Source organism: Odoribacter sp., assembly GCF_985060555.1.
This window is the reverse complement of sequence record NZ_CFKYFN010000062.1, coordinates 1-24,834: the sequence shown is the minus strand read 5'-3', so window position 1 is coordinate 24,834 and position 24,834 is coordinate 1. Positions and strand designations below refer to the sequence as shown.

The window sequence follows — 24,834 nt, the reverse complement described above, 5'->3', positions numbered from 1 at the left end:
AGTTCATAAAGTTTAGAAAGCCAACCCGATTTTTCACTTATGCTTCGGATCTGCAGATGCTGAAATCCACATCAGCCGCATATGATCTACCGTCTCTACCAGAGGATAGAAATGAAAATCCGGATAAAGGCTGAGTATCCTGGCGTTCGAATATCGTGAACAATGTTGAGACGACCGGGCAGTCTCACGGGTAAAAGCAGGCTTAGATCCGGAAAGGTATCCCCAACAGGCCAGCATCCTCCATACCAGTTCGGTCATCCAGGGTGCAAGATTCCACCAGGGAGGCTGTACTCCATTCACCCGGGCTATAGCTGTAAAAAGTTCCTGATAAGTATAATTTCCTCCATTCAACACAAAACGTTCCCCACTCACCAAAGGATCTTCACACAACCGGATCATCAATTCGCACACATCCCGGACATCCACATATCCGGTCATGCCCCGCGTATAAAAAGGAATTCCTTTAGCAGCGGTAAAAAACAATCGTGCACTACTGCGATGCCACATACCCGCCCCCAGAATCACCGACGGACATACGATAACTGCATTCAATCCATAACCGATATATTTCCGGATCAGTTTTTCAGCAGCCGTTTTACTTTGAGAATAAACCGAATGCTCTCTACCGGCGATAACAGGTGTATCCTCGTCGATCAAATCTTCCGGTTGCCGGGCATCACCAAGGGCTGCGATCGAACTGACATAACAAAGCCTCACCTGATATTCCAGACACAGAGCCGCCACGTTTTCAGTCCCTTGCAGGTTGGTATTCATCAGATGCATCCGATCCGTCCCCGAAAAAGACACCACAGCGGCACAGTGATAAACATAGTCAGCCCGCCGGACATATTCGGCCAGCCCCTCCTTTTGCACCACATCCCCTTCGACCCAATTGATCGTGTTCCAATATTTTTCACCGTCAGGATACTGTAAAAATACAGCCCGGGAATCTTCCAGCCGGCTCTGTTTTCTACGCAATGCCGAAACCGAATGGCCTGAAACAGCCAAAAAATACAATAAATGGCTACCCAATAATCCGGTTGCACCTGTCACAAAAACCATACGTTTACTTATTTGAATAATCGAGTCGACGACTCAACAACTATACCGACCAATGAAAACGAACCGACTTTTCCAAATGTTCGTTCAGACTATAATAAACGGGACAAGTCTGTGCCACCCGCTCCAAAACAATCCGGTCTTTGGCAGAATAAGCTTTCGCAGGCATAAAAATATCGATTCCGATTCTTACAATACGCCGGGGCTCTGTCCCCATAGTCTTCGTTATCTCCATCTCTGTACCTTCCAGATCGATGTTATGCTGACCGGCATAAATCCCCATGGTAGTCAATATACAAGAACCTAAAGCAGCAGCACACAAATCGGTGGGTGAAAAAGCTTCCCCTTTACCACAATTATCGACCGGAGCGTCGGTCATCATCTTCGTACCGCTCGCCACATGTTCACACTCCACACGGAGTTGTCCCAAATATTTTGCTTTCATTGTCGCCATAACACATTCTTTTTATATTATTACTGAAATTAGTCTAATCCAATCCTTATCTTTTTAACGAATCCTTCATTAAATCGTTATTCTTTCTATTCAAACACCTGAATCGCTTCCTTTACATGTTCAATCTTTAAATCAGGCCCGATCACCAAAATCAAATCGAAGCGCACCTCAGCCCGAATCCCTTTCGCTTTAATATAGGCATCCGTCGCTATACGGATATTTCTTCTCTTGCGGTAATCCAACAGTTCCTCGGGATGTTCTTCCGGCAAATCACGGGTTTTCACCTCTACAACCACCAACAGATCCCCTTTCAGGCAAATAACATCCAATTCCCGGTGTTTTAACCTCCAGTTGCGTTCTAAAACAACATATCCCTCCCGCACCAAATATTCAACCGCCTTCTCCTCTCCCTTCCGCCCCAAATCATTATGAGCTGCCATGATTTATTTTACTTTTTCCAAATATAAACAAAAAAACAATACCGTCTTCTCTTTCATTTACAAAAGAGTACAAATTCAAATTTAGCCAAACGCTTTTTGATTTGTGAACAAAAATGACTACCTTTGTAAGGTTTTTGGGAAAAAGTAGTTATGGCGAAGAAAAAGATTCTTTTTATATCTCAAGAGATCATGCCTTATTTACCTGAATCGGAAATGGCCCATATCGGCCGTTACTTACCTCAGGGGATTCAGGAAAAAGGCAAAGAAATCAGGACATTCATGCCGCGTTATGGATGTATTAACGAAAGACGTAACCAGCTTCACGAAGTGATTCGCCTGTCGGGAATGAATTTGATCATCAATGACACAGACCACCCGTTGATTATCAAGGTAGCCTCTATCCAATCTGCCCGGATGCAGGTATATTTTATCGACAATGAAGACTATTTTCAACGGAAACATGTGATTACCGATGAAAAAGGGTCTTTCTTCCCGGACAATGACGAACGGGCGATCTTTTTTACCAGAGGAGTATTCGAAACGGTAAAAAAATTAAGATGGGCTCCGGACCTGATCTATTGCCAGGGCTGGTTCACCGCTTTAGTGCCTCTGTATCTGAAAAAGGAATACAACGAAGATCCGATATTCGCTCATTCTAAAGTAGTATATTCTACCTATAATGACCAGTTCGGTGGCACCTTAGACCAGGATTTTCAAAAGAAAGTATTGAGTGAAAATATTACTTCGGAAGACGTACGTATCCTGAGCGAACCGACCCATACGAACGTCAATAAACTGGCTTTCGATTATTCGGATGGGATTATTTTCAATAGCTCTAATGTCGACCCGGAACTAAAGGTTTATGCGACACAAAGCGGCAAACCGGTGACAGAATACACCACTCCGGAAGAATACATCGAAAATTACGCCACCTTCTTCGATCAGATTCTGGAAAGTCCGGCAAAAAAATAATTTTATCAGTTATAAAAATAGGGAAACGATCGTTTCCCCATTTTTACCTTCTTTTTATTTCTTCATCAACGCTTGTTGCCATTTCCAGGCATTGGCCAGGGTTTCTTCGATAGGAACTTCGGCTTTCCATCCCAATTCCTGATTAGCCAGGGTAGTATCTGCCCATACTTTCTCGATATCTCCGGCCCGTCGTCCTACGATTTTGTAGTTTACTTTTTCGCCGGTAGCTTTTTCAAAAGCTTTGATCAAACCCAATACCGAAAGCCCGTTTCCTGTTCCGATATTGAAATATTCGTAATTGGCTTTATTTTTTCCGTCGAGTAAACGCCGGATAGCCACAACGTGAGCTTTCGCCAAATCGACCACATCGATATAATCCCGGATCGGAGAACCGTCGGGCGTATTGTAATCATCCCCGAAGACACTCAATTGCGGACGGATACCTGCCACCGTCTGGGTCAGGAAAGGAATCAGGTTATTCGGTACACCGTTAGGCAATTCCCCGATCAGAGCAGAAGGATGAGCACCGATCGGATTGAAATAACGCAGTGCCAATAAGTTCATGCCAGACTCTACTTTCGCAAAGTCCCGCATAATATCTTCACACATCGCTTTTGTATTTCCATAAGGAGATTCGGCTTGTTTACGGGGTGTTTGTTCGGTAACCGGCAAAACATCGGCTTGTCCATACACCGTACAGGAAGAGGAGAAGACGAGATTCTTTACTCCGAACTCACGCATTCCGGCAATGACGTTCATTAATGAATTCAGGTTATTCCGGTAATATTCCAAAGGTTTCTGCACCGATTCGCCCACAGCCTTCAAAGCGGCAAAATGGATAACCGCTTTTATATCCTGATGCCGGCGAAAGAAATCGCGCACCTGTTCTCCTTCTGTCAGATCGATCTGTTCAAACTCAGGCCGGATGCCTGTAATCTTTTCAATTCCGTCTAATACGCCGATATTGGAATTACACAAATTATCCACAATAACGACATCATATCCATTCTGTTGCAACTCCACCACGGTATGCGAACCGATATAGCCGGTCCCCCCTGTTACAAAAATCTTCATAAGGCTAAAAATTTATTGTTTTATTCTGTATTTCATGCAAAGTAAGTAATAAAATATTAAAATTGGTCGCTTCAACAGGGTGAAATTAATTTTTTCGGGTTATTGGCGGATATCCGTTTTTTTCTTACTTTTGTACTATGCATAAATTTATTGAATACATATCCGATTTGCTATTTTTACACGATTGCGTAATCATTCCGGACTTCGGGGGATTTATCTGCAACTATAAAAGTGCTTATATCGACGACGAGAGTGGTTTGATTTGCCCACCCTCTAAGGATATTTTATTCAACCGTAACCTGACCCACAATGACGGATTGTTGGTCAGTTGGATTGCCGGCAAAGAAAATATCAGCTATGAGAAGGCCACTTCCCAGCTGATGCTTTTCTGCGAAGACCTGAAAATTCGGCTAAACCAACGACAACGGATCGCTTTCGGAGACATCGGTGTATTTTTTACAGACCGCCGTTTTAATATCATTTTCGAACCCGGAAAACATAATTTTTTTGCAGAAACCTTAGGAATGGAGCCACTTCCAGTGGCGAAGGTTGGTTTATCCGATAAAATAAAACCCGCCGTATCGGGTACCAGCAGGTCAACCCAAACCCCGGATATTCCCAAATATATCAATTTAGAATCTTCCGGTAATATTCTGCACCGTCTTTTGAAATATGCTCTAGGAGCGACAGCTATCGCAGGTATCGTCATCATTACCCAACTGGATTTCTTCCACACGGCTTCCGATCCGAACCGGGATGTGAATAGTTCCGGCGTACAACCGGTCATTCCTGCTATTCAGTCATCTGCATCCGGAAAAATCACTTGTAACAAAGTAATTTCCCCTTCGCAAGACTACGTCGACTACGATCCGGTCAACGATTTGAAGTGGTAATTTTTATCAAAGCCTCTACGACAGAAAAAAGGATATATAGGGGGATGATAAAAATGAGAATCCCCTTTCCCCAAATACCTGCCGATATAATCAAACATATAAAATAGCAATAACGAATCTTATTCTCCCGCCAGCCGAATCCCGAAATCTTCAACGAAAACATCGGTAATTCACTGATCAAAAGAATAGACAGGATAAGGGCACTGCTTGCCAATACCCCCGGCTTTCCGAACAAGGTCATATAGAGTTCCGGAGTATAATAACTTCCGAAAACCAGGCATACCCAAAACAATGCATTAGCAGGCGTAGGCATACCGATAAACGAAGTGGCCTGACGTACATCGAGATTAAATTTAGCCAAGCGGTAAGCCGAGAAAGGAGCGATCACGACCGGCATGACAGCTGTAATCTGCTGCCCCAGCGTCCAGGTGGCAAAATGCAGGAAATCACCTCCCGGTAATTCTCTAACGATCAGAAAATACGCCAGAATAGCAGGAGCAACCCCGAAACTGACCATATCGGCCAGCGAATCGAGTTCTTTCCCTATCTCCGACTTGACATGCAACAGACGGGCGGTCATCCCGTCGAAAAAATCGAAAACCATCCCCACCAGGATCAGGATAGCAGCAGCGGTCAACAGTCCGTACATAGCCAGAAAGATAGCCAGCGTACCGGAAATAACATTCATACAAGTGATCAGGTTGGGGATTTGTTTTCTCATAACTAATATATTAATAATTTCAATCGATATTTCCGTAAAAACGTAAAGTCAACTCAGGATTGGCAGGTGCATTACTAATCACACTGATTAAACAAGTCACCTTCCCGGCATCGGCTCCTGATTTCGTATTCACCTTCAAAGCAGCCGCTTCTCCCGGTTTCAGTTCCTTCCGGGTCATTTCGACAGTTACCCGCTCATCGTTAGAATATATACGATGAATCGTCAAAGGAGTTTGGCCGGTATTTTTTATCTGATAAGTACAGGAAACCGCTTGAGCGGCAGGAGTATGCCCGAAGTTATGATATCGTTTGTCCGCTTCAATCCGAGGGGCTGTCGCCGGATCGATATTTGTAAAGTCTTCTTCGATGAAGACCGAAACCGGCAAGGTGTATTTTTTCCCTTCGACCACCATCGTCACCTGCTCTTTATTCAATCCATATTCACCGTTCATCGCCGTATTATAGGCCGCCTTGATCGTCGCTTTCCCTTTATCGGGAATAGGCTGAGGCTCGATAGCCATTTTAATATAAGCCGGTAAGTCCGTAAAAGAAACGGCAACTGATTTACCGGCATTGTTGAAAACTCCCACAGACATACTTTTCACCTCTCCTTTGTGCACTTTCATCAAAGAGATATGCTCCAAAGGCAAACGTAAACCGGAAGCCAGCTCATAAGGATAATCATCGAGCACTGTCCGGGCTTTCCCCTCGACTGTACCTTTAATCTTCAGTTCCACTACGGTCGGTTTAGCATTCGAATATACCGTTATTGTCTTATCGAAAAATCCCGGCCGGTCTTTCGGATCGAAAGTAGCCTTCACAAACCCTTTCTGTCCGGGTAAAACCGGTTGTCTACTCCACTGCGGAGAAGTACAGCCACACGAAGATTCTACATTTTTGATCAATATCGGAGCAGTCCCGGCATTCACAAACTCAAAATCATAAGAAACAGCTCCATTCACTTCCTTAATCGTCCCGAAATCATGTGCCCGGTTACTGAAGTTGATCACTGCTTGCGAAAAAGTTGCCAAAGAGGCAAACAGAAAAACAATCGATAAAAGCACTTTCATATCACAAAAATTAGCATAAAACAACATACACTCACTCAAAAATATACATACATCAAATTCTCTTTTATGAATTCGGAATACGAAAATAATTCTTTTTACCGAGGATTTCGATGATTCAAGAATAAATTTTAACTTCGTTAGCTCAAAACCACCTGAAAATATAGTTTGAATTGTAAATAAAGCTTTATGATAAATATACCCCCTGAGCTGCTCACGAATGCCCGAATGCATTATACCTATTTGCACGAACATCCGGAACTAAGCTTTGCAGAAGAACAGACCGCAGCCTATATCCGCCGTACTCTTGACTGCCTGCAAATTCAGTATACCAACGCAGGCCCGACAGGGATCATCGGTTTTCTGCCCGGTAGAGACACTTCCCGGACAATTGCCTTACGGGCAGACTTCGACGCCCTGCCGATCTCCGAAAAGGAAGATCATCCTCTTATTTCCCGTAACCCGGGCATTATGCATGCCTGTGGGCACGATCTGCACACGGCCGTCTTATTGGGAACGGCAGAAATACTGGCCACCCGGTCACTGCCCTTTAACCTGATGTTCATCTTCCAACACGGAGAAGAGGTTTTGCCCGGCGGAGCCCGGGATATCATCGGAAATGTTTTTTTCCAAACCCATCTTCCGGAGTGGATCATCGCTTTACATGCAGAACCGGACCTTCCGGTCGGCCAGCTCGGCATCTGTCCGGGTCAATATATGGCCTCGGGAGACGAGATATCCATCACCCTGCATGGCCCGGGAGGACATGCCGCCTTACCCGACCAATCGGCAGACCTGATCCTGATCGCTTCCCATATCGTCGTGGCTCTGCAGCAGATTACCAGCCGGAACGCCTCTCCCTTCATTCCTACCGTCCTGACTTTCGGTAATTTCAGATGCCACAGCATGATGAACATCATCCCCAAAGAAGTCCGGCTAGAAGGGACTTTCCGCACTTTCGACGAAACCTGGCGCCAGGAGGCTAAAACCCGTATCCGCCGGATAACCACAGCGATTGCCGAAAGTATGGGAGCCCAACCGGCGATAGAAATAACCGATGGCTATCCCTGCCTCTATAACCAACCGGAAAAAGCAGAGCAAGCGATCGGCATATTAAAAACAGAATTCGGAGAAAAGCAGGTAATCCGGTTGGGCCGGCGCATGACCACAGAAGATTTCGCCCGTTACAGTCAGCTCCTCCCTGCAACATTCATCCGCTTGGGCGTAAGTTCGACTACCCACCCGGCGGGGAAACTGCATACCCCCGAATTTTTCCCGGACCTAGCCGCTCTGGAAACCGGCATCCGTACTTTATGTTCGCTCATTCTTAATAACGATTAACTATGCCCAAATTTCTGATCATCCGTTTTAGCTCGATAGGCGATATCATTCAATGTATGGGAATCATCGACGGTATCCGGGAACATTTTCCCGATGCAGAAATCCATTGGATCGCCCGAAAAGATATGTCTTCTTTCCTGGCCATGGACAAGCGCATCGGTAAAATATGGGCTTTCGATAAAGCACTCGGCCTTAAAGGCCTGTTAAAAATCGCCCGGCAACTCCGGGAGGAGCATTACGATTATATTTATGACGCCCATAGTAATATCCGGTCTAATATCTTAAGACTAAAATTATTACCCTGGTGGAGCAAAGGTCCGCATTTCACCCTGCGTAGCAAAGAACGCTGGAAAAGGTTTTTACTTTTCAATTGGGGTATCAATCGGTTTCCCTGGCCTTTCCGGGGTGTCGTTTCTTACCGGAAACCACTTTTAAAATGGGGGATCGACCGTTTCCCGGATACTTACGACGACTGGTATTTCCCGGAAAATTTCCCGGAAAAGCTGAATTCCCGTATACAGGCCCATACGATTACCCTTGTCCCTTCTGCCAACTGGATAAAGAAAAGATGGCCGGTCGAACATTGGAAAAAGCTGATCACCTTACTATCGGAATACCACTTTCTGATCCTGGCGGGTCCGGGCGATACCTTCTGCGAAGAAATCAGGACCGAAGCTCCTGAACGGGTAGAAAACCTGGCAGGTAAAACAACCTTATTGGAATCCTGCTACCTCATTCACCGTTCCCATATCGTCGTCAGTGCCGACACCGGTTTCATGCATGCCGCCGATCTCTTCCGAATCCCGACTCTGGCCCTTATCGGCCCGACCGCTTTCGGTTTTCCCACCGGTCCGACCGCCGAGATATTCGAGACCGCCTTGTCGTGCCGGCCATGTACGAAAGATGGAAGCGGGAAATGTAAAAAAAGTGTTTACCAGCAATGTATGGTAGATATCCGCCCGGAAACCATCGCAACCCGTATCCGGCAACTCCTGCCTATAAAGTGACAGGAGAGGCCGTCCGCATTTTTATCCGCATCCGGGTCTTGCGTTTTTTCAGGGTTTCCAAAGTCAGCCCCATAATCCGGGCCATGGTTTTATTATCCAACTGCATTTCACACATCAGTAATAACAACACATCCTGAGTAGAAAATCCGGCGTATTTATCCAATAAATCCCGGACATATTCTTTTTTATTGTGACTAAAAATCTCGATCAGTTCCCTAAAATACAATTCTTTCTGCTTCTTGACCAGATTCATATACTTGTCATAAAACTCAGGAATTTTCAGATTTATTTTATACTCCAGCATCAGATAACCGACATCCATCGCCGTATTGATATTAGCCAACTGTACCATATCCCGGAGCGGAATCACTACCCTGCCTTTATCCTGAACTTCCTTTTGCCGTTTCCGTTTTTTCTCCATCCAATACCACACTCCGGCCATACTCCCTTCCCCCACGACAAATCCAATCAAAATCCACACCCAAATCATAGACGATACCAATTTGAAATTATGCTCTTACAATATCCAATATAATGAAAAATTCCGTACCGACCCCTACTTCGCTCACAAAACCGATCTCCCCGCCCATACTTTCGATAATCCGTTTACAGATAGCCAACCCCAATCCCATGCCACTGGATTTAGTGGTAAAATTCGGCTGAAAGATTTTCTCCCGAAGATTTTCCGGTATACCTTGCCCATTATCGCGGATACGGATTTCCACTTTCCCCTCTTTTTTACGGACCGTGATCCTGATAACTCCCTGCCGGCCTTCGGGGATACTCTGTTCTGCGTTTTTCAACAGATTGATCAACACCCGCCTCATCTGTTCCCTGTCGGCCAATATCCGGATCCCTTCCTCCACATCACATTCCAATTCTTCTGTATTATTTTTGAAAAGTAACGAGCAGTTGCGTACTAACTCATCTACTTCGAAAGTCTCATTATGTGCCTCGGACATCTTGGCAAAATCAGAGAAAGCAGAAGCAATGGCAGCCATATTATCGATTTGCTCGATCAACATGCCGGAAACGGCTCTGAAACGTTCCTTAAATTTCTCCGTATCTTCCATCTGCAAAGAACGCAGCATAAACTGGATATTCAACTTCATCGGAGTCAGCGGATTTTTAATTTCATGAGCAATCTGCCGCGCCATTTCACGCCAGGCACTCTCTCTTTCCGATTTTGCCAGCTGCACAATACTTTCATCCAGCTTATCCACCATATTGTTGTATTCTTCCACCAAGCGGCCGACTTCATCGGCATGGTTATAAACAATTTTCTCATTTTTCCCTCCGACATGCATTTTCTTCAATTTATCGTTCAGCATCTGCAAAGGCCGGGTAACACGTTCCGCCACCAAACCGGATAAAATAAAAGCCAGGACCATCATCACAATAGCGATATTCACCGTGATGACTACCATAATAATAATATCCAGATTCAGTTCGTCATTTTGAGCGAAATAAGGGATATTCAGTATATAAGATTTTCCATTGTCCAATACCAGCGGCATATAAGCCGACATATAAGTCAGTTCGCCCACTTTCCCGTTTGCGATATAACTGGTCACCCCGAGCTTTTCGATCTGTTTCAAGGCTTCAGGATCGACCAAAGTACCCTCGAATCCATATTCAAAAATTTCCGGGCGCGAAGTAGCTATCAATTTCCCTTGTCTGGAATAAATATTGATATCGATCAGCAGTAATTCGGACATATCGGATAGCCGGCCCGTAACTTCGGGACATTTACGGGCATCCACACAAGGCAAACGCTCTAATTCTTTATTGACATATTTCAGCAATTCGATCGCTTTAGCATTATGCCGCCCTTTAAAACTCACGGTATTCATATAAATACTCAAGGCTGTCAGGATAACAAAAAGGATAAAAATCAAAGATATAATACTGTTTTTTATCCGGGCCCTCAATGTACCTTGCCTGAAATTGATATTCCGGTTGACATTAAAAAACAAACCATAGGAAGAAATCAATATACAAACGAAGAAAGCATACAACACATTCATGTAATAAAGAGCGAAAGTATTCTCATGCAAACTGATGACCAGGGTACTGTTGTTGTCCACAGGGATCAGCATATGCGAATATTTGTCTTTATTGAACAGGTCGAAATTACGGGCATCTTTACCGAATGCCGATAATTTTTTATAATACACAAAATTTCCCGAAGAAGACACCAACTCCCCGTAGCTATATTTAGCATAGGAGTAAAAATAACCGTCCTCTTTCCCATCGGCAGATTTACGGGACAGGATTTGCGGATACCCTATGCCTTCGTCGTCCTTGACTGCATCGAAACGAAGATAAAGATTTACTTCCCCGAAACGATATCGCCCGATATAAGTGACATATCCATCGAAAACACCGATGGAATAGAAACCGGAGTCGTCGATCCGGTGCCCGTTTTTACGTATAATCCATTCGAAATACTCCCGGCATCCCCATTGTTCGCGGGTATCGGTCAGCCAAAGACTGTCACCGGCACGGCAAAAAGTGATTTCGCAAGAATAATTATATCCTCTCAAATCCAATAGCTCTCCACTCAACAAAGCTTCCGCTTCCTGTTCCTCACCAACCTCGATCCATCCTTTCAGTTCCTCCGAACCGCGTATGACCCGATCGATCTCCACCAACCGCTTTTCGAAATTATAATCCCTTTCTTCTATCAGCTCGGTGGCATAGTTCATACGCTGGCGTTGCTCTTTATAGCTTTCATATTTTTTAGTCACCATCACCACGTAGATGGATAATAAAAATATGACAAGGATATAAATACTTCTTTGTATATCCCGCTTCAATAAATACCTGTTAACAGCCAGTAAAACCGTAACGATCCAGATAAAAAAACAATCCCAGAAGTTCGTATATAAACTGAACATATAACTGACCAGACTCAACAGAACACACATGTAAGTGACGACTTTAATCACCGTTATGAACGACATCATGTGCCAGAAAACAGAAACAGCACCATAGATAGTGATCACGATCACCAATCCTCCCATAATAATCGCGACAAACGAAAGAATAGAAGAGAGCCCCACAGGTACCAACTGCGCGATATTCAAATGAATATCCATATTTTCCACCACCAGATCGATGGAAAAATTGAAGAAATTGACATATAGAAAAATCAGAAAAATAATCCCACCAGTGAAAAGGTAACGATAATGCAACAGTTTCTCATCCTGGTAATTAATCCGGATATTCGACAAAGTGATATAACAAACCTGAAAAATACAGAAGGTAGTCAATAATAAATCACCGATAGAAGTAATAAATATTTTTTTAGAAAAAGTCTCATCGAAAATCGGCAGACGATAAATAGTAGGAGGCAGACGAAAGGCTTGCATAAAATAGCGCAAACCGGCCAGAAATAATATAAATCCGGCAAAATAAAGGAGTTGTCTTTTCCAGCAATCCGTATGTTTCAATACCAGATCATACACATAAAACAAACTCAGGAAAAACAGCAGATAGAAAGAAAGCAACAGATAATTGGAAGCCCGTTCTTTGTAATGATCGCCATAAACGATAAAAAACAAGCCCATACCGTCCTTATCGGTGATCAAATGTCCCTGTTCAACGGTGACTGTAGAGATTTCTACCTGCCCGATATTCTCTTCACTAATATTCAGAAACTTTCCGAAATTGTTTTTGATGTATTTACCGGTATAGGGATAGTCGTCTTTGATCCGCAATAAGGCATAATAATCGATATCTTTATATCTTTTCCTCCGGATTTCGTAATAGGTATTTCCGATCTTCGTAAAATTTCTCCCACTGGTCAGCAATTCGGATAAATGCCGATCTCCGATAATTTCGTTCGTCCAAAAGAAAACCCTGTCCTCCCGAATCCCGACAAAGATAAGATCCTCCTCCCATTCCTCGGAGTCGATATCTACGCTGTCTCTAAAAGTCGCCAATAAATGATCCGCTTTGCGTTCCTGTTCATGCAAACGGCTTTCGAAGCGTTCCACCCAGGTATTCTCATCCTGCCGATAGAAAAGATATTCCGTCAGCGCTGTCGCCATCAGCAACAACACAGCACCAAACAAAACGATAAACGCCTTCCGCTTCATATGCTCATTTATTCTACTTCCCGGTTTTATTCATGATGATAAGGCTCTCCCTTCATAATGGTCATCGCCCGATAAATCTGCTCGGCAAAAATCATCCGGACCATCTGATGCGAGAAAGTCATTTTCGATAAAGACAACAGCTCATCAGCCTTTCGGTAGACCGCTTCCGAAAAACCATAAGGTCCTCCGATCACAAAAACCAACCGCTTTATCCCATTCAGCATCTTTTGTGCCAAAAAAGCAGAAAATTCGCCGGAACCGTACTGTTTTCCCCGTTCATCCAGCAAAATCACATAATCGGTCGGCAAGAATTGTTCCAATAGCAACAAACCTTCTTTCTCCTTTTGCAATGCCTCACTCATATGTTTGGTATTCTTGACATCCGGCAAGACTTTCATCTCATACCCCACATATTTCCTCAACCGTTTTTCGTATTCTTCAATTCCCGCCCGAATATAATCCGCATCTGTTTTCCCAATAACCAGCAAACAAATTTTCATAGTTCTCTAAATCTACCCGATAAAACATTCACCCCACCGACCAGGCCATTTCCATCCAACGAAAATAACATTTTTTTCCTACATCTTTTGTATAAAACAGAAATTTATCCCTATATTTGCACCCGTCAAAAGATTCGCGGTTTTTTGGTGCATGAAAAATGCAGGTCCCATAGCTCAGTTGGTTAGAGCACCTGACTCATAATCAGGGAGTCCTTGGTTCAAGCCCAAGTGGGACCACTGAAAATCAAGCAGTTGCAACAAAATGTAACTGCTTTTCTTTTTTCTTACACATGCAATTTGCATGCAAACTGAAGGATTCAATAAATTAGCCATACTCCAAAGAAGTCTGGGGATGAGGCTATATCTCCCTAATAATTCAGAAATCCAATCCATATTTTCTCGCTATATCAAATATCTTCTCCGTCTTATAGTAATATAATCACGCCCATATTTCATACATTTGAAATATTCATTATTGCTTTCCTCTCTCTTATAATCCGGATAAAATTGTCCGATTGCATGAAACAATTTTTTTCCTCCTCTTCAAACATCCCTGCCAATATACAACCTATCGCAAACCAATCTCCATAATTTACTGTGATATCAATACGTTCTGCACAAATTGTTTCTACTAATTGCTTAATCCTGTCTTTATTACTGATTGTTAAGCAACGGGAAAGGCGGAACCGTCTTTTTATTTCCGCCCTCACTCCAAATATCAAAAATTATGAGTACCGTTGCTTTAACACCAGAGAAAAACAAGGGGGCCGCAACGACTGACGAAAAGTCAGAAGCGATTGGCAAGGCTGTTTAAAATAACCGGGAAACATGCTTTAACGAGCAAAAAGAATTATTCAAATTACAGGGATGTGCTGGATTTTATACAGGATGATGCGGGAATGATGGAAACGTTGTTCCGGACGCTGGAATGTTCGTGGACGGACTGGCGGAAATTCAAAGGGCTTGTCATTATTATATCATTCATGGCGGGTGCAGCCAGGAGGAGAAAGAACGGGTTGGCTGGGCTATCGGAAAATGGACGGTAATGGCGGCAAAAATCGGATCGTTTTGGCCATTTGATTTCGGAAAAGCTGTACTATTATGAGCAGATAAGCAGCGAGCTGGAGGAAATTATGATGATAAAGGCTAAAAACGCAGTGGCTTAGTTATTCACCCCCTAAAAACAGAAAGTTATGGCAAAGATTGATATAAGGGAAAACAGGGCAGAAATGCCGGAAAGGAGAAATGTATTGAGGAAGGTGATCAGCCCGGCAGTGGCCGAGGTGGCCGTGGAGATCAGGACGGAGACACCGGAGGTACATGACCTAAAGGTCAAAGTTTACTTGAGGAAGGAAGAAAGGAAGTTCCTTTTTTACAGTTGAAAGGGAAATGGATGAGGGAAGCCGGGATTGTGGAGGATTCGTATGTGAGCGTGACGGTGATGGAAGGGGTGCTGCTGATCCGGAGGGTACGGAGCAAGGTGGGATGATAAACGGATGATGTTGGAACGAACAGGTATGAATGTTATCAAACGGAAGGCTGTCCGAAAGAGCGGCCTTCGTTGTGTGAACCTTTTATGAACCCTTTGTTTTTAGTGTACAATTGTACCTTTTCCTGTGGTTCCTTTTTTCTCCAGCCATTTTTCCAATTGCCATAAAGTACGGGGCGCCGGTGTTTATCCCCAGAGGCAGACAAATTAAAACTTATACGCCGACAGGACTCAACGGAGCTACCTTCCAAACGAAATACGGTGTGGCCGGACTGACCAGGCCATCATACAAAAAAGGATTCATAGCCGAAGGACTCAATGAAGCAGGGCTTTCTGCGGGCCTTTTCTATTTCCCCCGGAACGGAACCTACTCCGCCTACGACCTGACAGAAAACAACCGCACTGTCAACAATCTGCAACTGGTAAGCTGTGCTTGCACTATTTTCTTCTGTCGACGAAGTTAAAACAGCCCTTCCTTCCATCCGGATTATCGGTCTGGACAAGCCCGGTTCCACTTCCACCGTCCACTGGCACATAAGCGACTCCAGCGACAGACAGGCAGTACTGGAAATTGTAGACGGCATCCCCCATTTTTACGATAACCCCGTAGGAATATTGACCAATTCCCCCGGATTCGGATGGCAGCTCACCAACCGAAACAATTACATAAACCTTTTTTCGGGAGGAGTAGCCCCCACGCCCTAGGCAACCTCACGCTGACTGCTTTTGGGGCAGGATCGGGATTTTTAGGTCTGCCCGGAGACGTCACTCCGCCTTCCCGTTTTGTCCGGATCGTTTTTTACAAAGCAACAGCCTACAGGCTTTGAAACCGTCCTCCAATGCTTCCACATCCTCAATAATTCCGATATTCCCATCGGCATAGAACATCCCGTTGGTAAATCCCCCGACATTCCAAGTGCCACCCAGTGGACCTCGGCCATCGACCTCACAAACCGCAAAATATATTACAAAACAACCTACAACTCAACCATCCGCTGCATCGACCTGAAAAATATCGATTTCAACACAGTCCGATACCAATCGTTTCCCCTGGATAAAACCCGGCAATAGCCCATTGAATACCTGCAATAGAATAGCCTCAAGCCTCCCGCCAATCCCCGGTCACACCCACCCGGCTTATAATCCCGGTACGTGTACCTGGGATATTGCCTGGTGTTATACAGAAAAATCATGCAGTTTGACGCAAGAAAGCAAGGCAACCCAATAGCCTTGACAAACATCACCGACGAAAGGAAAAAATTGGATCTTTGCCAAAATCGAAACCGACAGTTTGCAGTGGCAGGATATTATGGTAAACGACAACGGTGAATGGCAGGTTAATTTTGACTTATATACCCGGCGCATAAGTTAAGAAGAGAATACCTGCCATAATGTTATACCCCTTCCCCGGACGTGTTCCTGCAAATTTATTCTATCGGAATATAAATCTCCGTTTTCAGCTTTTCCGGAGCCGTGCGGCGGGGATCGCTCACATATTTTTCAAAACAGTAGTTGCCCCGGGTCTCGAAACCTCCTTCTGCCAGTAACTCCCCGTAAATTTTATCATAGGCCGCCCCTATTTTACAGTACTCACCAATATACGTAAACGCGACGAAACGTCCGCCGCCGATGGTTTTTACGCCGATATCCCCGTTGGGTCCGGCAGGTTTGCAAATGCGGATACATACATCGCATTTCAGGTTTTCTTCGGCCGTGATTTCGGGATTATCGTGGTATAAAGCCAAATGTTCAATACCTGCCGAGAAAAGTCCCTGCCGCTTGATCTCCTCCCACATCCGCATATACATCGCACTGTAATCCACCTTTTTATAATCTCCCGTGGCACTGATGTACAGAACCGTCTTAGGTTCCTGTTCCACGACTTTGGCACGGCTGAGCTTCACTTCAGCCTTCGGTTCCCGTGTTGTCATCATCTGATAATTTTTGGTTAAACGATACATTTTAGGAGAGATACCGAAAAGTTTACAGAAAGATTTGGTCAGCGAGGACGGGGTGTCGTACCCCACCCGGTAGGCAATATCCGCGACGGGAAGATCAGTATAACGCAACAGCTTCGCCGCCGTTTCCACCCTTGTGCGTATAATGAACGCTCCGATCGGTTCTTTCAGATAAGCGCGCATAATGCGGTGAAAATGAAACGGCGAGAATGCCGACAAGACGGCAAGACGACGCATATCAATCTCCTTGTCGAGGTGCTCCCGGATATACATACACACCCGGTCCACCCGCAACCTGTAATCTTCTTCTGTTGTCAATTTCTTTTTCATCTCTGCGGACAAAATTATACCAAACCGAGCACAATCACTTTTCCAAAATTGCTAATCTCCGGATAGCCCGCAGTGATGTGTATTTCGGGCAATCCGGAGGGAACCCTATCACAAACGGACGCTTACCCGGTACTCTCCCCCCTGCGATTCCCTGTATTCCTCCGGCACAGGAATACCGGAATGTCCGCACAGCAAGCACACATCGTGGACGTCATTTTTGTCCCGCTTATATCCGCAATGAAAAAGTACCTGTTATACCCGGGGCATACCCTGTTCTACTCCGGCGCTAACTCCGTCACGTCCGCTAAACAAATAAAAGCGGTTCCCGTCTCTGTCAACACTTGCACGATTCCCTCTTCTATTTTTCTCATGGCACCAACTTAGTGCTTCCTCCCCCCTTTAAGTTAATTCCATTCCGCATGCCAAAAAGGAAATAGCCCGCAAGACACGTCCTCGGGGGCTAATAGCCTTTTACCCCCATCGAAGTACCCCCGATCATAATCAATGCCTGCGGAATCAACAGCCAGAAACTCGACAAAGGCAATAGAATATACCCTACAACCGACACCAACAACAAGCTATACCCCAGGAACAAGGGCACAGGCTTCTGCTCCTTACGGATATAATACTGCAATGTACCCCCAAAAAAGGAGCAGTATCCCGCCCATAAAAAACCCAAAAGCGTATGCCCTTTCCGCATCATTTCCGATGGAAGCGGCAAATCCGTCCATGATGATGTCCCCCCCCGTCGCCATCAGAATACCTTATCATTAATTGCAGACTCATACCTTTGTTGAATATTAAAAAGTTTTTTCCAACTTTCCACTAAATCATCATCTTTGGGACCATTGGGTTTATATCACTAACTCCTAATCCCCTTTTTTAATATCATTTGTTAGTGCCGGTTCGTTTAAAAGTTAAATGTAACCTATATTCAGGATAATAAACACATCGATGTTTAACCAGAGTACAAGCATGCCCAATCGGTACAAGATTATCAAAATTAACCACAAGATAGGGATATTGTTCTTTACACAACCAATGACCTATTTCTCGTCTGGATTGCCCCTGCAAATCATAAAAACTTTCCAAAGCACAAAACGGACATACTTCAATACTTTTATTTTCAGCAATAAATTTATCAATAAAATCTTCCAACCCGGTCGAAAAATGATCATTAAATTTTGGGGAACGCAATGCATTTTCCCATAAATAAACAAACAGATTCTTCAAAGGCTGCTGGAAGGCTGCCGGGAACTTCTTCAAGCAGACAGCTTTCAGACCGGAATTGTTCTCGCATAAATCAGCCACCCTGTTGGTATCCCGAATGGCAGCCATCACCTCTTGCTGCTGTTTCCCGGTCAGTTTTTTATAAGCCTGAAACAAAACTGTATTCGCCATCATCAGATTGACAGCCTTCACGACAGTCTCTCCATCTTCCGGGTCCAAACAGACAGCACGTAAATAATGATCTACGGCATTCATACTCCAGCCTATCCGGTTGTAACAATCTCCGATCCGTTTTAATAAAGTGACATTTGTCGTGTCTGTCTGATATAAACGATCATAGATTCCGATCGCCCGAACAGTTTTACCTATCTGCTGATACAAACGGGCCAGCTGATAATTGACAAAAAAATCCAGAGAATCTTCTCCGGCCAATTGTTCATAGATATCGACCGCTTTCATCGTCCGCCCCGCCAAGGCTGCTACCCGCGCTAAAGCAAGCCGGGTATCCCAATCGGAAGAATCCCGCTCCAACCACTCCGAATAACAGCGGAAAGTTGCCTTATAACGCAACATCCCTTCATTGGCTTTACCTTCAAAAAAAGCAAATCGGAAGATTCACCTTCTATCCGGTATAAAGAATCGACACCTCTTAAAACCTCATCGTAATGATTCCGGTCCAACTCTCTTTCTAAAATTTGCCGACCGATGTCCTGAGCATAATTTCCTATAATACAAAACAGGATTCCAAGAACGAAATATATCTTTATTTCAATAGTTTTGATATTCCATCACAAATAAAGAAAGATTTCAACGATAAAACAAACGTTTCAACTAAAAACTTAGTTACAAAAATATTTCCCTTAACGGACTAACAACAAAGCTCCTTTTTTAACATATTTCGGAGGATTCACCTTCTCTCTTCCTTTGGCAGTAATCACATAAAAATAAGTTCCCGGGCTTGCATATTTACCCCCGATACGTCCGTCCCAGCCTTCCGAAGGATCGTTCCATTCGTAGATTTTACGTCCCCAACGGTTCAGAATCACCCCTTGGAAAGATTCCAGGGACAAGGCTTTCACCTTAAAAATATCATTCTTACCGTCTCCATTGGGTGTAAAGACATTCGGGACATCCAGCAAAGATTCGACGACATTTACATATTGTATATCCGAAGTATCCCGGCAAAAATTTCCTTTTCCATGGATGGCTACGAGCATTACCTTATACCGTCCGGAATGCTCGTAAGTATAAACAAAATCTTCCGGCGTCCGGATCTGATTTCCAATCAGGCTATCCTCGGGCGATAAGACCATTCCGACCAAATCGGTCGTATCTTTATACAAATACCATTCATAAGAAGAAGCATTTTTAGAACCGAAAGCATCGAATTCTACTTCTAAAGGCGCCTGTCCCATTTCATCGCCGACTTCCCCGACCACATCCACCGTATTTCCCAGAGTCAGTTCAGGGACAGCCTCCGGGATCATCGATTCGTAAGTCACTTCGTTACTTTCCCATACGAATCCGAAACGATCCTTGATCCTAATGCGGCAAGACACATCTTCGGCACAGCCGGCGACAGCCTGACTTAGATCTTCATACCGATAGTCATTCATAGAAGACAATTGCCGTTCTTTGCCATCCCAATCGACCCAGTAATCCACATTCTCTCCACCGGGAAAACCGGCAAAATCGGGAATATAAAGATAATCGATATGAATCGTAATATATTCACAATCCAGTACATCGGTCAAAGTAATTTTAAAATCCATAAAATCATAAAACACATAAAACCGTTCCTGAACCGTATTCACACCTTCCTTTCGGGCAGTAAAAGTATAGAGTCCGTTCCCCAGCAAAGGGACGGTCAAGCGGGTAGAATCCTCATACGGAACAACGGCCTGAGGGGAACCCTCGTAAGTCCAGCCGAATTCCCAACGATCTCCTCCCGGCACAAAACTCACCTGCCCTTCCGGAACCGCTCCGCCCTGGGTCTGACGGATAACATACAGAAAAGTTTTACAATACTTACATCTCCACACACTTTGACGATTATCCTTGCAATATTACTAAAAATCCCCGGTATTTTGTGAGGCTGGAGATTAATTTTTAATTTTGCTACGGGAAATAATCAATCATTATCGTCGATCAAAAATTTATTCAGGGTGAATTTTATCAATGAATTAAACAGCAGTCAGCAGGAGGCGGTCATCAACACAGAAGGTCCTTCATTGGTCATTGCAGGTGCCGGTTCAGGCAAAACACGTGTATTGACCTACCGGATAGCCCAATTGCTCAGTCAGGGAGTGCCGGCCTATAAAATTCTGGCCCTGACCTTTACCAATAAAGCTGCCCGTGAAATGCAAAAACGAATTGCAGAGTTAGTGGGCCAGGAAATCGCTGCCAACCTGTGGATGGGAACTTTCCACTCGATTTTTTCAAAAATCCTGCGATTCGAAGCCGAGAAATTAGGCTATACATCGAGCTATACCATCTACGATACCCAGGATTCTAAAAATATGATCAAGACCATCGTCAAAGACATGAAGCTGGACGATAAGATTTACAAACCGAGCACAATCCTCGGACGGATTTCGATGGCGAAAAACAACCTGATCGTCGCTCAGAGTTATGCCCAATCTTCCCGCATTTTATCCGAAGATACAGCCGGCAAACGCCCGTTATTGGGAGAAATCTACAAACAATACCAGCAGCGTTGCAAACAATCGGATACTATGGATTTCGACGATCTTTTGCTGCAAACCAATATCCTGTTCCGTGATTTCCCGGACATTCTGGCCAAATATCAACAGAAATTCAATTATATCCTGGTCGACGAATATCAGGATACCAATTACGCCCAATACCTGATCGTAAAAAAACTTTCGGACCGGCATCATAACATCTGTGTAGTCGGGGATGATGCACAAAGTATTTATTCTTTCCGGGGAGCCCGGATCGAGAACATCCTTAATTTTAAAAACGATTATCCGGAATACAAGCTATACAAACTGGAGCAAAATTACCGGTCGACGACCACGATCGTAGATGCAGCGAATTGTGTGATCAGTAAGAACAAAGAACAAATTCCCAAAAAGACCTTTTCTCAAAACGAAGAAGGTGAAAAGATCAAGGTATTGCGGGCCTTATCCGATAAGGAAGAAGGTTTCCAGGTCACGAATGAAATCTTCCGGCTAGCCAATTACGAGCAGCAGGAATACAGCGATTTTGCTATTCTCTACCGTACGAATGCCCAGTCGCGTATCTTAGAAGAAGCCCTCCGTAAACGGAATATTCCTTATAAAATTTACGGCGGCCAATCTTTCTACCAACGGAAAGAAATCAAGGATTTGCTGGCTTATTTCCGGCTGACCGTGAATCAGAACGATGAAGAAGCTTTCAAACGGATCATCAACTATCCCCGTCGGGGAATCGGAGATTCGACCGTAGATAAAATCCGGGAAATCGCCGGAAAATATCATGTCAGCCTGTGGACCGTACTCTGTAACCTCGATAAGGTGGCCGGCGCTTTCAACAGCGGTACCCTTTCCAAATTACAGAAATTCGGTAGTCTGATCGAACGTTTCCGGGAACAGATAGCGAATGAAAATGCGTATGACGCAGCTGTTATCATCGCCCGTTCTTCCGGTATCATCGACGACCTTTCCAATGACGAAACACCGGAGGGCGTATCCCGGAAAGAAAATATCCAAGAGCTCCTGAACGGTATCAAAGATTTCAGTGAAACCGCCTATAAAGAGGGGAAAGACGATAAATTACCGGCCTTCCTCGAAGGAGTAGCGTTGTTGACAGATCAGGACGGAGATAAAGAAGGGGATCAAAACAAAGTGACCCTCATGACCATCCATGCATCGAAAGGACTGGAATTCAGCAATGTATTTATCACCGGTCTGGAAGAAGAACTTTTCCCGGCCCAGCAATGTGTGACCACTCCTGCCGCCCTGGAAGAAGAACGGCGGCTTTTCTATGTCGCTCTCACCCGGGCAGAAAAACGGGCTTTCATGTCGTTCGCCACTTCCCGTTACAAAAACGGCCAAGTGGTATCCTCGCGGCCTTCCCGTTTTATCGGTGAGATCGATCAGGAATTCCTCGAAGGATATATCGCGATGCGGGAAGAACCCTCAGGTTTCAAATTAAAAACTACGACAGCTATGTCCGGTTTACATAAGCCGGCGATCACTTTGAATAAACCCGCAACAATAGATATTCCGGCCATCGACCGATCGAAACTCAAACCGATCGACTCCAATCAGGTCGTTCCCGGTATGATCATTTTTCATCCTACCTTCGGAGCCGGAAAAGTGATCAACCTGGAAGGTTTAGGCGTACAAAAAAAGGCAAAAGTGGTCTTCCGTGAAGGGGGAAGCCGGACTCTTTTGTTAAAATTTGCAAAATTATACATTCAAGCAGACTAAAAACTTCCGTCAGAACACTAAAAAGCGTATATTTGCCTCATAATCTGAAAGAGATACCTTGAAATCGCTATTTTACAGAATAACGATTTTCGGATTGCCTTCAACCCGGAGAAATCCGGTTAAAGTCTGCAAATAAATAAATATTTTCTTTATATCTGGTAAAAACAACGTACTGCGATTAAGAAACACATAGTATTTTTATGGAATATAATACCCAAAAGAAAAAATTATTACTTCCTGAATATGGACGTAACATACAAAAAATGGTAGATTACCTATTGACCATTGAAGACCGGGAAGAAAGAACCAGAGCCGCAAAGACAGTAATCGACGTGATGGGAAATCTTTATCCTCACTTACGGGACGTTCCCGATTTCCGGCATAAACTTTGGGATCATCTGGCCATCATGTCTGAATTTAAATTGGATATAGATACTCCCTATCCTCTCCCTTCTCTCTCCAAACTACAGGAGAAACCGGAAAGACTGCCTTACAGTTCGAATCACATCAAATACAAGCACTACGGCAAATTAGTTGAAAAACTCATAGACAAAATCAAAGAGCTGGAAGATCCGGAACAAAAAAGAGCACTGATCGTTCTGACCGCCAACCACATGAAGAAATCATTCCTCACCTGGAATAAAGATAGCGTCGAAGACGAACAAATCTATAACGACATCAACACCTTATGCGGCTGTACCGTTATCTTACCGGAGGGTATGACTCTTTCCAATCCGAAAGATCTGTTACAGAAAAAGAGCAAGCCCAGTTCCAATAAGCCGATGAACAAAAACTACCAGAAGAATAACAATAACAACAATAATAAAGGCAACAATAACCGGCAATATTACAAAAAGAACGGGTAAAAGATGCAGGTAGTCACCATACTGGGAAGCAATTCCGGCAATAAACGCCAGCTTATAACAGAAGCCATTCGAATATTGTCATCGACAGAGCAATGGGTAATGGCTTCGTCGTTTTACGAAACAGCCCCCTGGGGCTTCGAATGTGATGAAAATTTTCTCAACCAGGTCGTTGTTTTTCAAACCCGGTTATCGGCCTTCGATTTTTTACAACGTTGTCTCGAAACAGAAAAACGCTTAGGACGGATCAGACTTGCCGGCGGACCCCGCTATTCTTCCCGTCCGATCGATATCGACCTGTTATTTTATGATTCTGTCATTCTGAATACGCCGGATTTAATACTTCCTCATCCCCGTATGCAGGAACGCAATTTTGTACTGACTCCTCTGGCAGAAATCTTACCGGATTTTGTCCATCCGGTATTTCAGAAAACAATCGCCACCTTACTGCAAGAATGTCCGGATAAGCTACAGGCCCGAAAACTTCCGGACTAATCTTGCTTCGAAGCTTCAGCAAGCAAGAAAATAAACTGGATGAATAAAACTTTTTTAGTTACAGCGATTACATAAGTTACCATGGTTTCAACGGTTAGACTTGACTTTTAAAACTTTTGTAACCGTTGAAACCTATTTAACTACTTTAAAAGTAGGTTTATTTTTTTCTATCTATTCCGATTTCGGGTTTTATACCGTCAGACCGGTTCGCCTGGACCGGTCCGGTAAGGTTTTCCTTCACTGACCGGCGGAACTCGCTTCGCTCAGACACCACCGGTCGGGCGTTCGGAAAACCTAACCGGATCCTCGTTCCCGCTCCAATGGTCACCAATCCCGATCACCTCCGACTAACGTTATCACTGAATTGCAGATTAGTCTTGATTTAAGAAAGCTTATTCTCACT

Annotated in this window: 23 protein-coding genes, 1 tRNA gene and 1 pseudogene; 12 read left to right on the top strand and 13 right to left on the bottom strand. The window is 44.2% G+C overall.

What is annotated here, in order from left to right:
- Positions 1-33 precede the first annotated feature (33 nt).
- The 3 genes from AC5RDS_RS08310 to AC5RDS_RS08300 form a co-directional block, all read right to left on the bottom strand.
- Positions 34-1,062 (bottom strand): NAD-dependent epimerase/dehydratase family protein, encoded by a 1,029-nt coding sequence (locus tag AC5RDS_RS08310; protein ID WP_022161187.1) that lies wholly within the window; start codon positions 1,060-1,062, stop codon positions 34-36.
- 40 nt (positions 1,063-1,102) lie between these two features.
- Complete coding sequence (locus AC5RDS_RS08305) at positions 1,103-1,513, bottom strand: OsmC family protein (protein WP_046404312.1); 411 nt, start codon at positions 1,511-1,513, stop codon at positions 1,103-1,105.
- A gap of 86 nt (positions 1,514-1,599) precedes the next feature.
- Positions 1,600-1,953, bottom strand: coding sequence for a YraN family protein (locus AC5RDS_RS08300; RefSeq protein WP_013613286.1), 354 nt, complete (start codon positions 1,951-1,953; stop codon positions 1,600-1,602).
- Positions 1,954-2,103: 150 nt separating this feature from the next.
- Between AC5RDS_RS08300 and AC5RDS_RS08295 the strand changes: the two genes are divergently transcribed.
- Entirely contained in the window at positions 2,104-2,925 is an 822-nt protein-coding gene (locus AC5RDS_RS08295; RefSeq protein ID WP_118103323.1) for a glycogen/starch synthase, read from the top strand.
- 54 nt (positions 2,926-2,979) lie between these two features.
- Here the strand turns inward: AC5RDS_RS08295 and galE are convergent, their stop codons facing one another.
- Positions 2,980-3,999 carry a UDP-glucose 4-epimerase GalE gene (galE, locus tag AC5RDS_RS08290; RefSeq protein WP_013613284.1) on the bottom strand — a complete coding sequence of 340 codons (1,020 nt, stop codon included), beginning with the start codon at positions 3,997-3,999 and terminating at the stop codon, positions 2,980-2,982.
- Positions 4,000-4,136: 137 nt separating this feature from the next.
- Between galE and AC5RDS_RS08285 the strand changes: the two genes are divergently transcribed.
- On the top strand, positions 4,137-4,892 hold the full coding sequence (locus AC5RDS_RS08285; RefSeq protein ID WP_013613283.1) for an HU domain-containing protein: 756 nt from the start codon (positions 4,137-4,139) through the stop codon (positions 4,890-4,892).
- On the opposite strand, the gene pssA is transcribed toward AC5RDS_RS08285, so the two are convergent.
- Positions 4,873-5,613, bottom strand: coding sequence for a CDP-diacylglycerol--serine O-phosphatidyltransferase (pssA, locus tag AC5RDS_RS08280; protein WP_013613282.1), 741 nt, complete (start codon positions 5,611-5,613; stop codon positions 4,873-4,875). The genes AC5RDS_RS08285 and pssA overlap by 20 nt on opposite strands.
- A 19-nt stretch (positions 5,614-5,632) precedes the next feature.
- A complete protein-coding gene (locus AC5RDS_RS08275) occupies positions 5,633-6,682 on the bottom strand; it encodes a DUF1573 domain-containing protein (protein ID WP_162609997.1) in 1,050 nt (349 codons plus the stop codon).
- A 186-nt stretch (positions 6,683-6,868) separates the two neighbouring features.
- On the opposite strand from AC5RDS_RS08275, the gene AC5RDS_RS08270 reads away from it, so the two are divergent.
- Positions 6,869-8,020, top strand: a complete 1,152-nt coding sequence (locus AC5RDS_RS08270) for a M20 metallopeptidase family protein (RefSeq protein ID WP_494222296.1) — start codon at positions 6,869-6,871, stop codon at positions 8,018-8,020.
- 2 nt (positions 8,021-8,022) lie between these two features.
- Entirely contained in the window at positions 8,023-9,027 is a 1,005-nt protein-coding gene (locus AC5RDS_RS08265) for a glycosyltransferase family 9 protein (protein ID WP_013613279.1), read from the top strand.
- Here AC5RDS_RS08265 and AC5RDS_RS08260 read toward each other — a convergent pair.
- The 3 genes from AC5RDS_RS08260 to rlmH are packed head-to-tail and all read right to left on the bottom strand — an operon-like array spanning position 9,017 to position 13,630.
- The gene (locus AC5RDS_RS08260; protein ID WP_013613278.1) at positions 9,017-9,517 is read right to left on the bottom strand and encodes a hypothetical protein; all 501 of its coding nucleotides are present in this window, start codon (positions 9,515-9,517) and stop codon (positions 9,017-9,019) included. The genes AC5RDS_RS08265 and AC5RDS_RS08260 overlap by 11 nt on opposite strands.
- A gap of 19 nt (positions 9,518-9,536) precedes the next feature.
- On the bottom strand, positions 9,537-13,130 hold the full coding sequence (locus AC5RDS_RS08255) for a sensor histidine kinase (protein WP_217778009.1): 3,594 nt from the start codon (positions 13,128-13,130) through the stop codon (positions 9,537-9,539).
- A 26-nt stretch (positions 13,131-13,156) separates the two neighbouring features.
- Entirely contained in the window at positions 13,157-13,630 is a 474-nt protein-coding gene (rlmH, locus tag AC5RDS_RS08250) for a 23S rRNA (pseudouridine(1915)-N(3))-methyltransferase RlmH (protein WP_013613276.1), read from the bottom strand.
- Between the two features lie 163 nt (positions 13,631-13,793).
- On the opposite strand from rlmH, the gene AC5RDS_RS08245 reads away from it, so the two are divergent.
- The 5 genes and pseudogenes from AC5RDS_RS08245 to AC5RDS_RS08225 all read left to right on the top strand — a co-directional run.
- Positions 13,794-13,867: transfer RNA gene (locus AC5RDS_RS08245), tRNA-Ile, on the top strand.
- 632 nt (positions 13,868-14,499) lie between these two features.
- Entirely contained in the window at positions 14,500-14,676 is a 177-nt protein-coding gene (locus AC5RDS_RS08240) for a hypothetical protein (RefSeq protein WP_494222295.1), read from the top strand.
- A 147-nt stretch (positions 14,677-14,823) separates the two neighbouring features.
- Positions 14,824-15,012: a hypothetical protein gene (locus AC5RDS_RS08235; RefSeq protein WP_013613267.1), complete on the top strand. Its 189-nt coding sequence runs from the start codon at positions 14,824-14,826 to the stop codon at positions 15,010-15,012.
- An 11-nt stretch (positions 15,013-15,023) separates the two neighbouring features.
- On the top strand, positions 15,024-15,119 hold the full coding sequence (locus tag AC5RDS_RS08230; RefSeq protein WP_087381604.1) for a hypothetical protein: 96 nt from the start codon (positions 15,024-15,026) through the stop codon (positions 15,117-15,119).
- Positions 15,120-15,301: 182 nt separating this feature from the next.
- A pseudogene (locus AC5RDS_RS08225) lies at positions 15,302-16,190 on the top strand (linear amide C-N hydrolase); the annotation flags it as partial.
- A gap of 356 nt (positions 16,191-16,546) precedes the next feature.
- Here the strand turns inward: AC5RDS_RS08225 and AC5RDS_RS08220 are convergent.
- From AC5RDS_RS08220 to AC5RDS_RS08205, 4 genes are all read right to left on the bottom strand, one after another.
- On the bottom strand, positions 16,547-17,407 hold the full coding sequence (locus AC5RDS_RS08220; RefSeq protein ID WP_118113227.1) for an AraC family transcriptional regulator: 861 nt from the start codon (positions 17,405-17,407) through the stop codon (positions 16,547-16,549).
- Between the two features lie 460 nt (positions 17,408-17,867).
- Complete coding sequence (locus tag AC5RDS_RS08215; protein WP_147379252.1) at positions 17,868-18,110, bottom strand: DUF6463 family protein; 243 nt, start codon at positions 18,108-18,110, stop codon at positions 17,868-17,870.
- A 185-nt stretch (positions 18,111-18,295) separates the two neighbouring features.
- Positions 18,296-19,210: a tetratricopeptide repeat protein gene (locus tag AC5RDS_RS08210; RefSeq protein ID WP_118113226.1), complete on the bottom strand. Its 915-nt coding sequence runs from the start codon at positions 19,208-19,210 to the stop codon at positions 18,296-18,298.
- A gap of 287 nt (positions 19,211-19,497) precedes the next feature.
- On the bottom strand, positions 19,498-20,679 hold the full coding sequence (locus AC5RDS_RS08205; protein ID WP_494222294.1) for a T9SS type B sorting domain-containing protein: 1,182 nt from the start codon (positions 20,677-20,679) through the stop codon (positions 19,498-19,500).
- 123 nt (positions 20,680-20,802) lie between these two features.
- Between AC5RDS_RS08205 and AC5RDS_RS08200 the strand changes: the two genes are divergently transcribed.
- The 3 genes from AC5RDS_RS08200 (at position 20,803) to folK (ending at position 24,431) form a co-directional block, all read left to right on the top strand.
- On the top strand, positions 20,803-23,073 hold the full coding sequence (locus tag AC5RDS_RS08200) for an ATP-dependent helicase (protein ID WP_494222293.1): 2,271 nt from the start codon (positions 20,803-20,805) through the stop codon (positions 23,071-23,073).
- A gap of 200 nt (positions 23,074-23,273) precedes the next feature.
- Positions 23,274-23,939, top strand: coding sequence for a DUF4290 domain-containing protein (locus AC5RDS_RS08195; RefSeq protein ID WP_013613260.1), 666 nt, complete (start codon positions 23,274-23,276; stop codon positions 23,937-23,939).
- A 3-nt stretch (positions 23,940-23,942) separates the two neighbouring features.
- A complete protein-coding gene (gene folK, locus AC5RDS_RS08190) occupies positions 23,943-24,431 on the top strand; it encodes a 2-amino-4-hydroxy-6-hydroxymethyldihydropteridine diphosphokinase (RefSeq protein ID WP_013613259.1) in 489 nt (162 codons plus the stop codon).
- Positions 24,432-24,834: the final 403 nt, after the last annotated feature.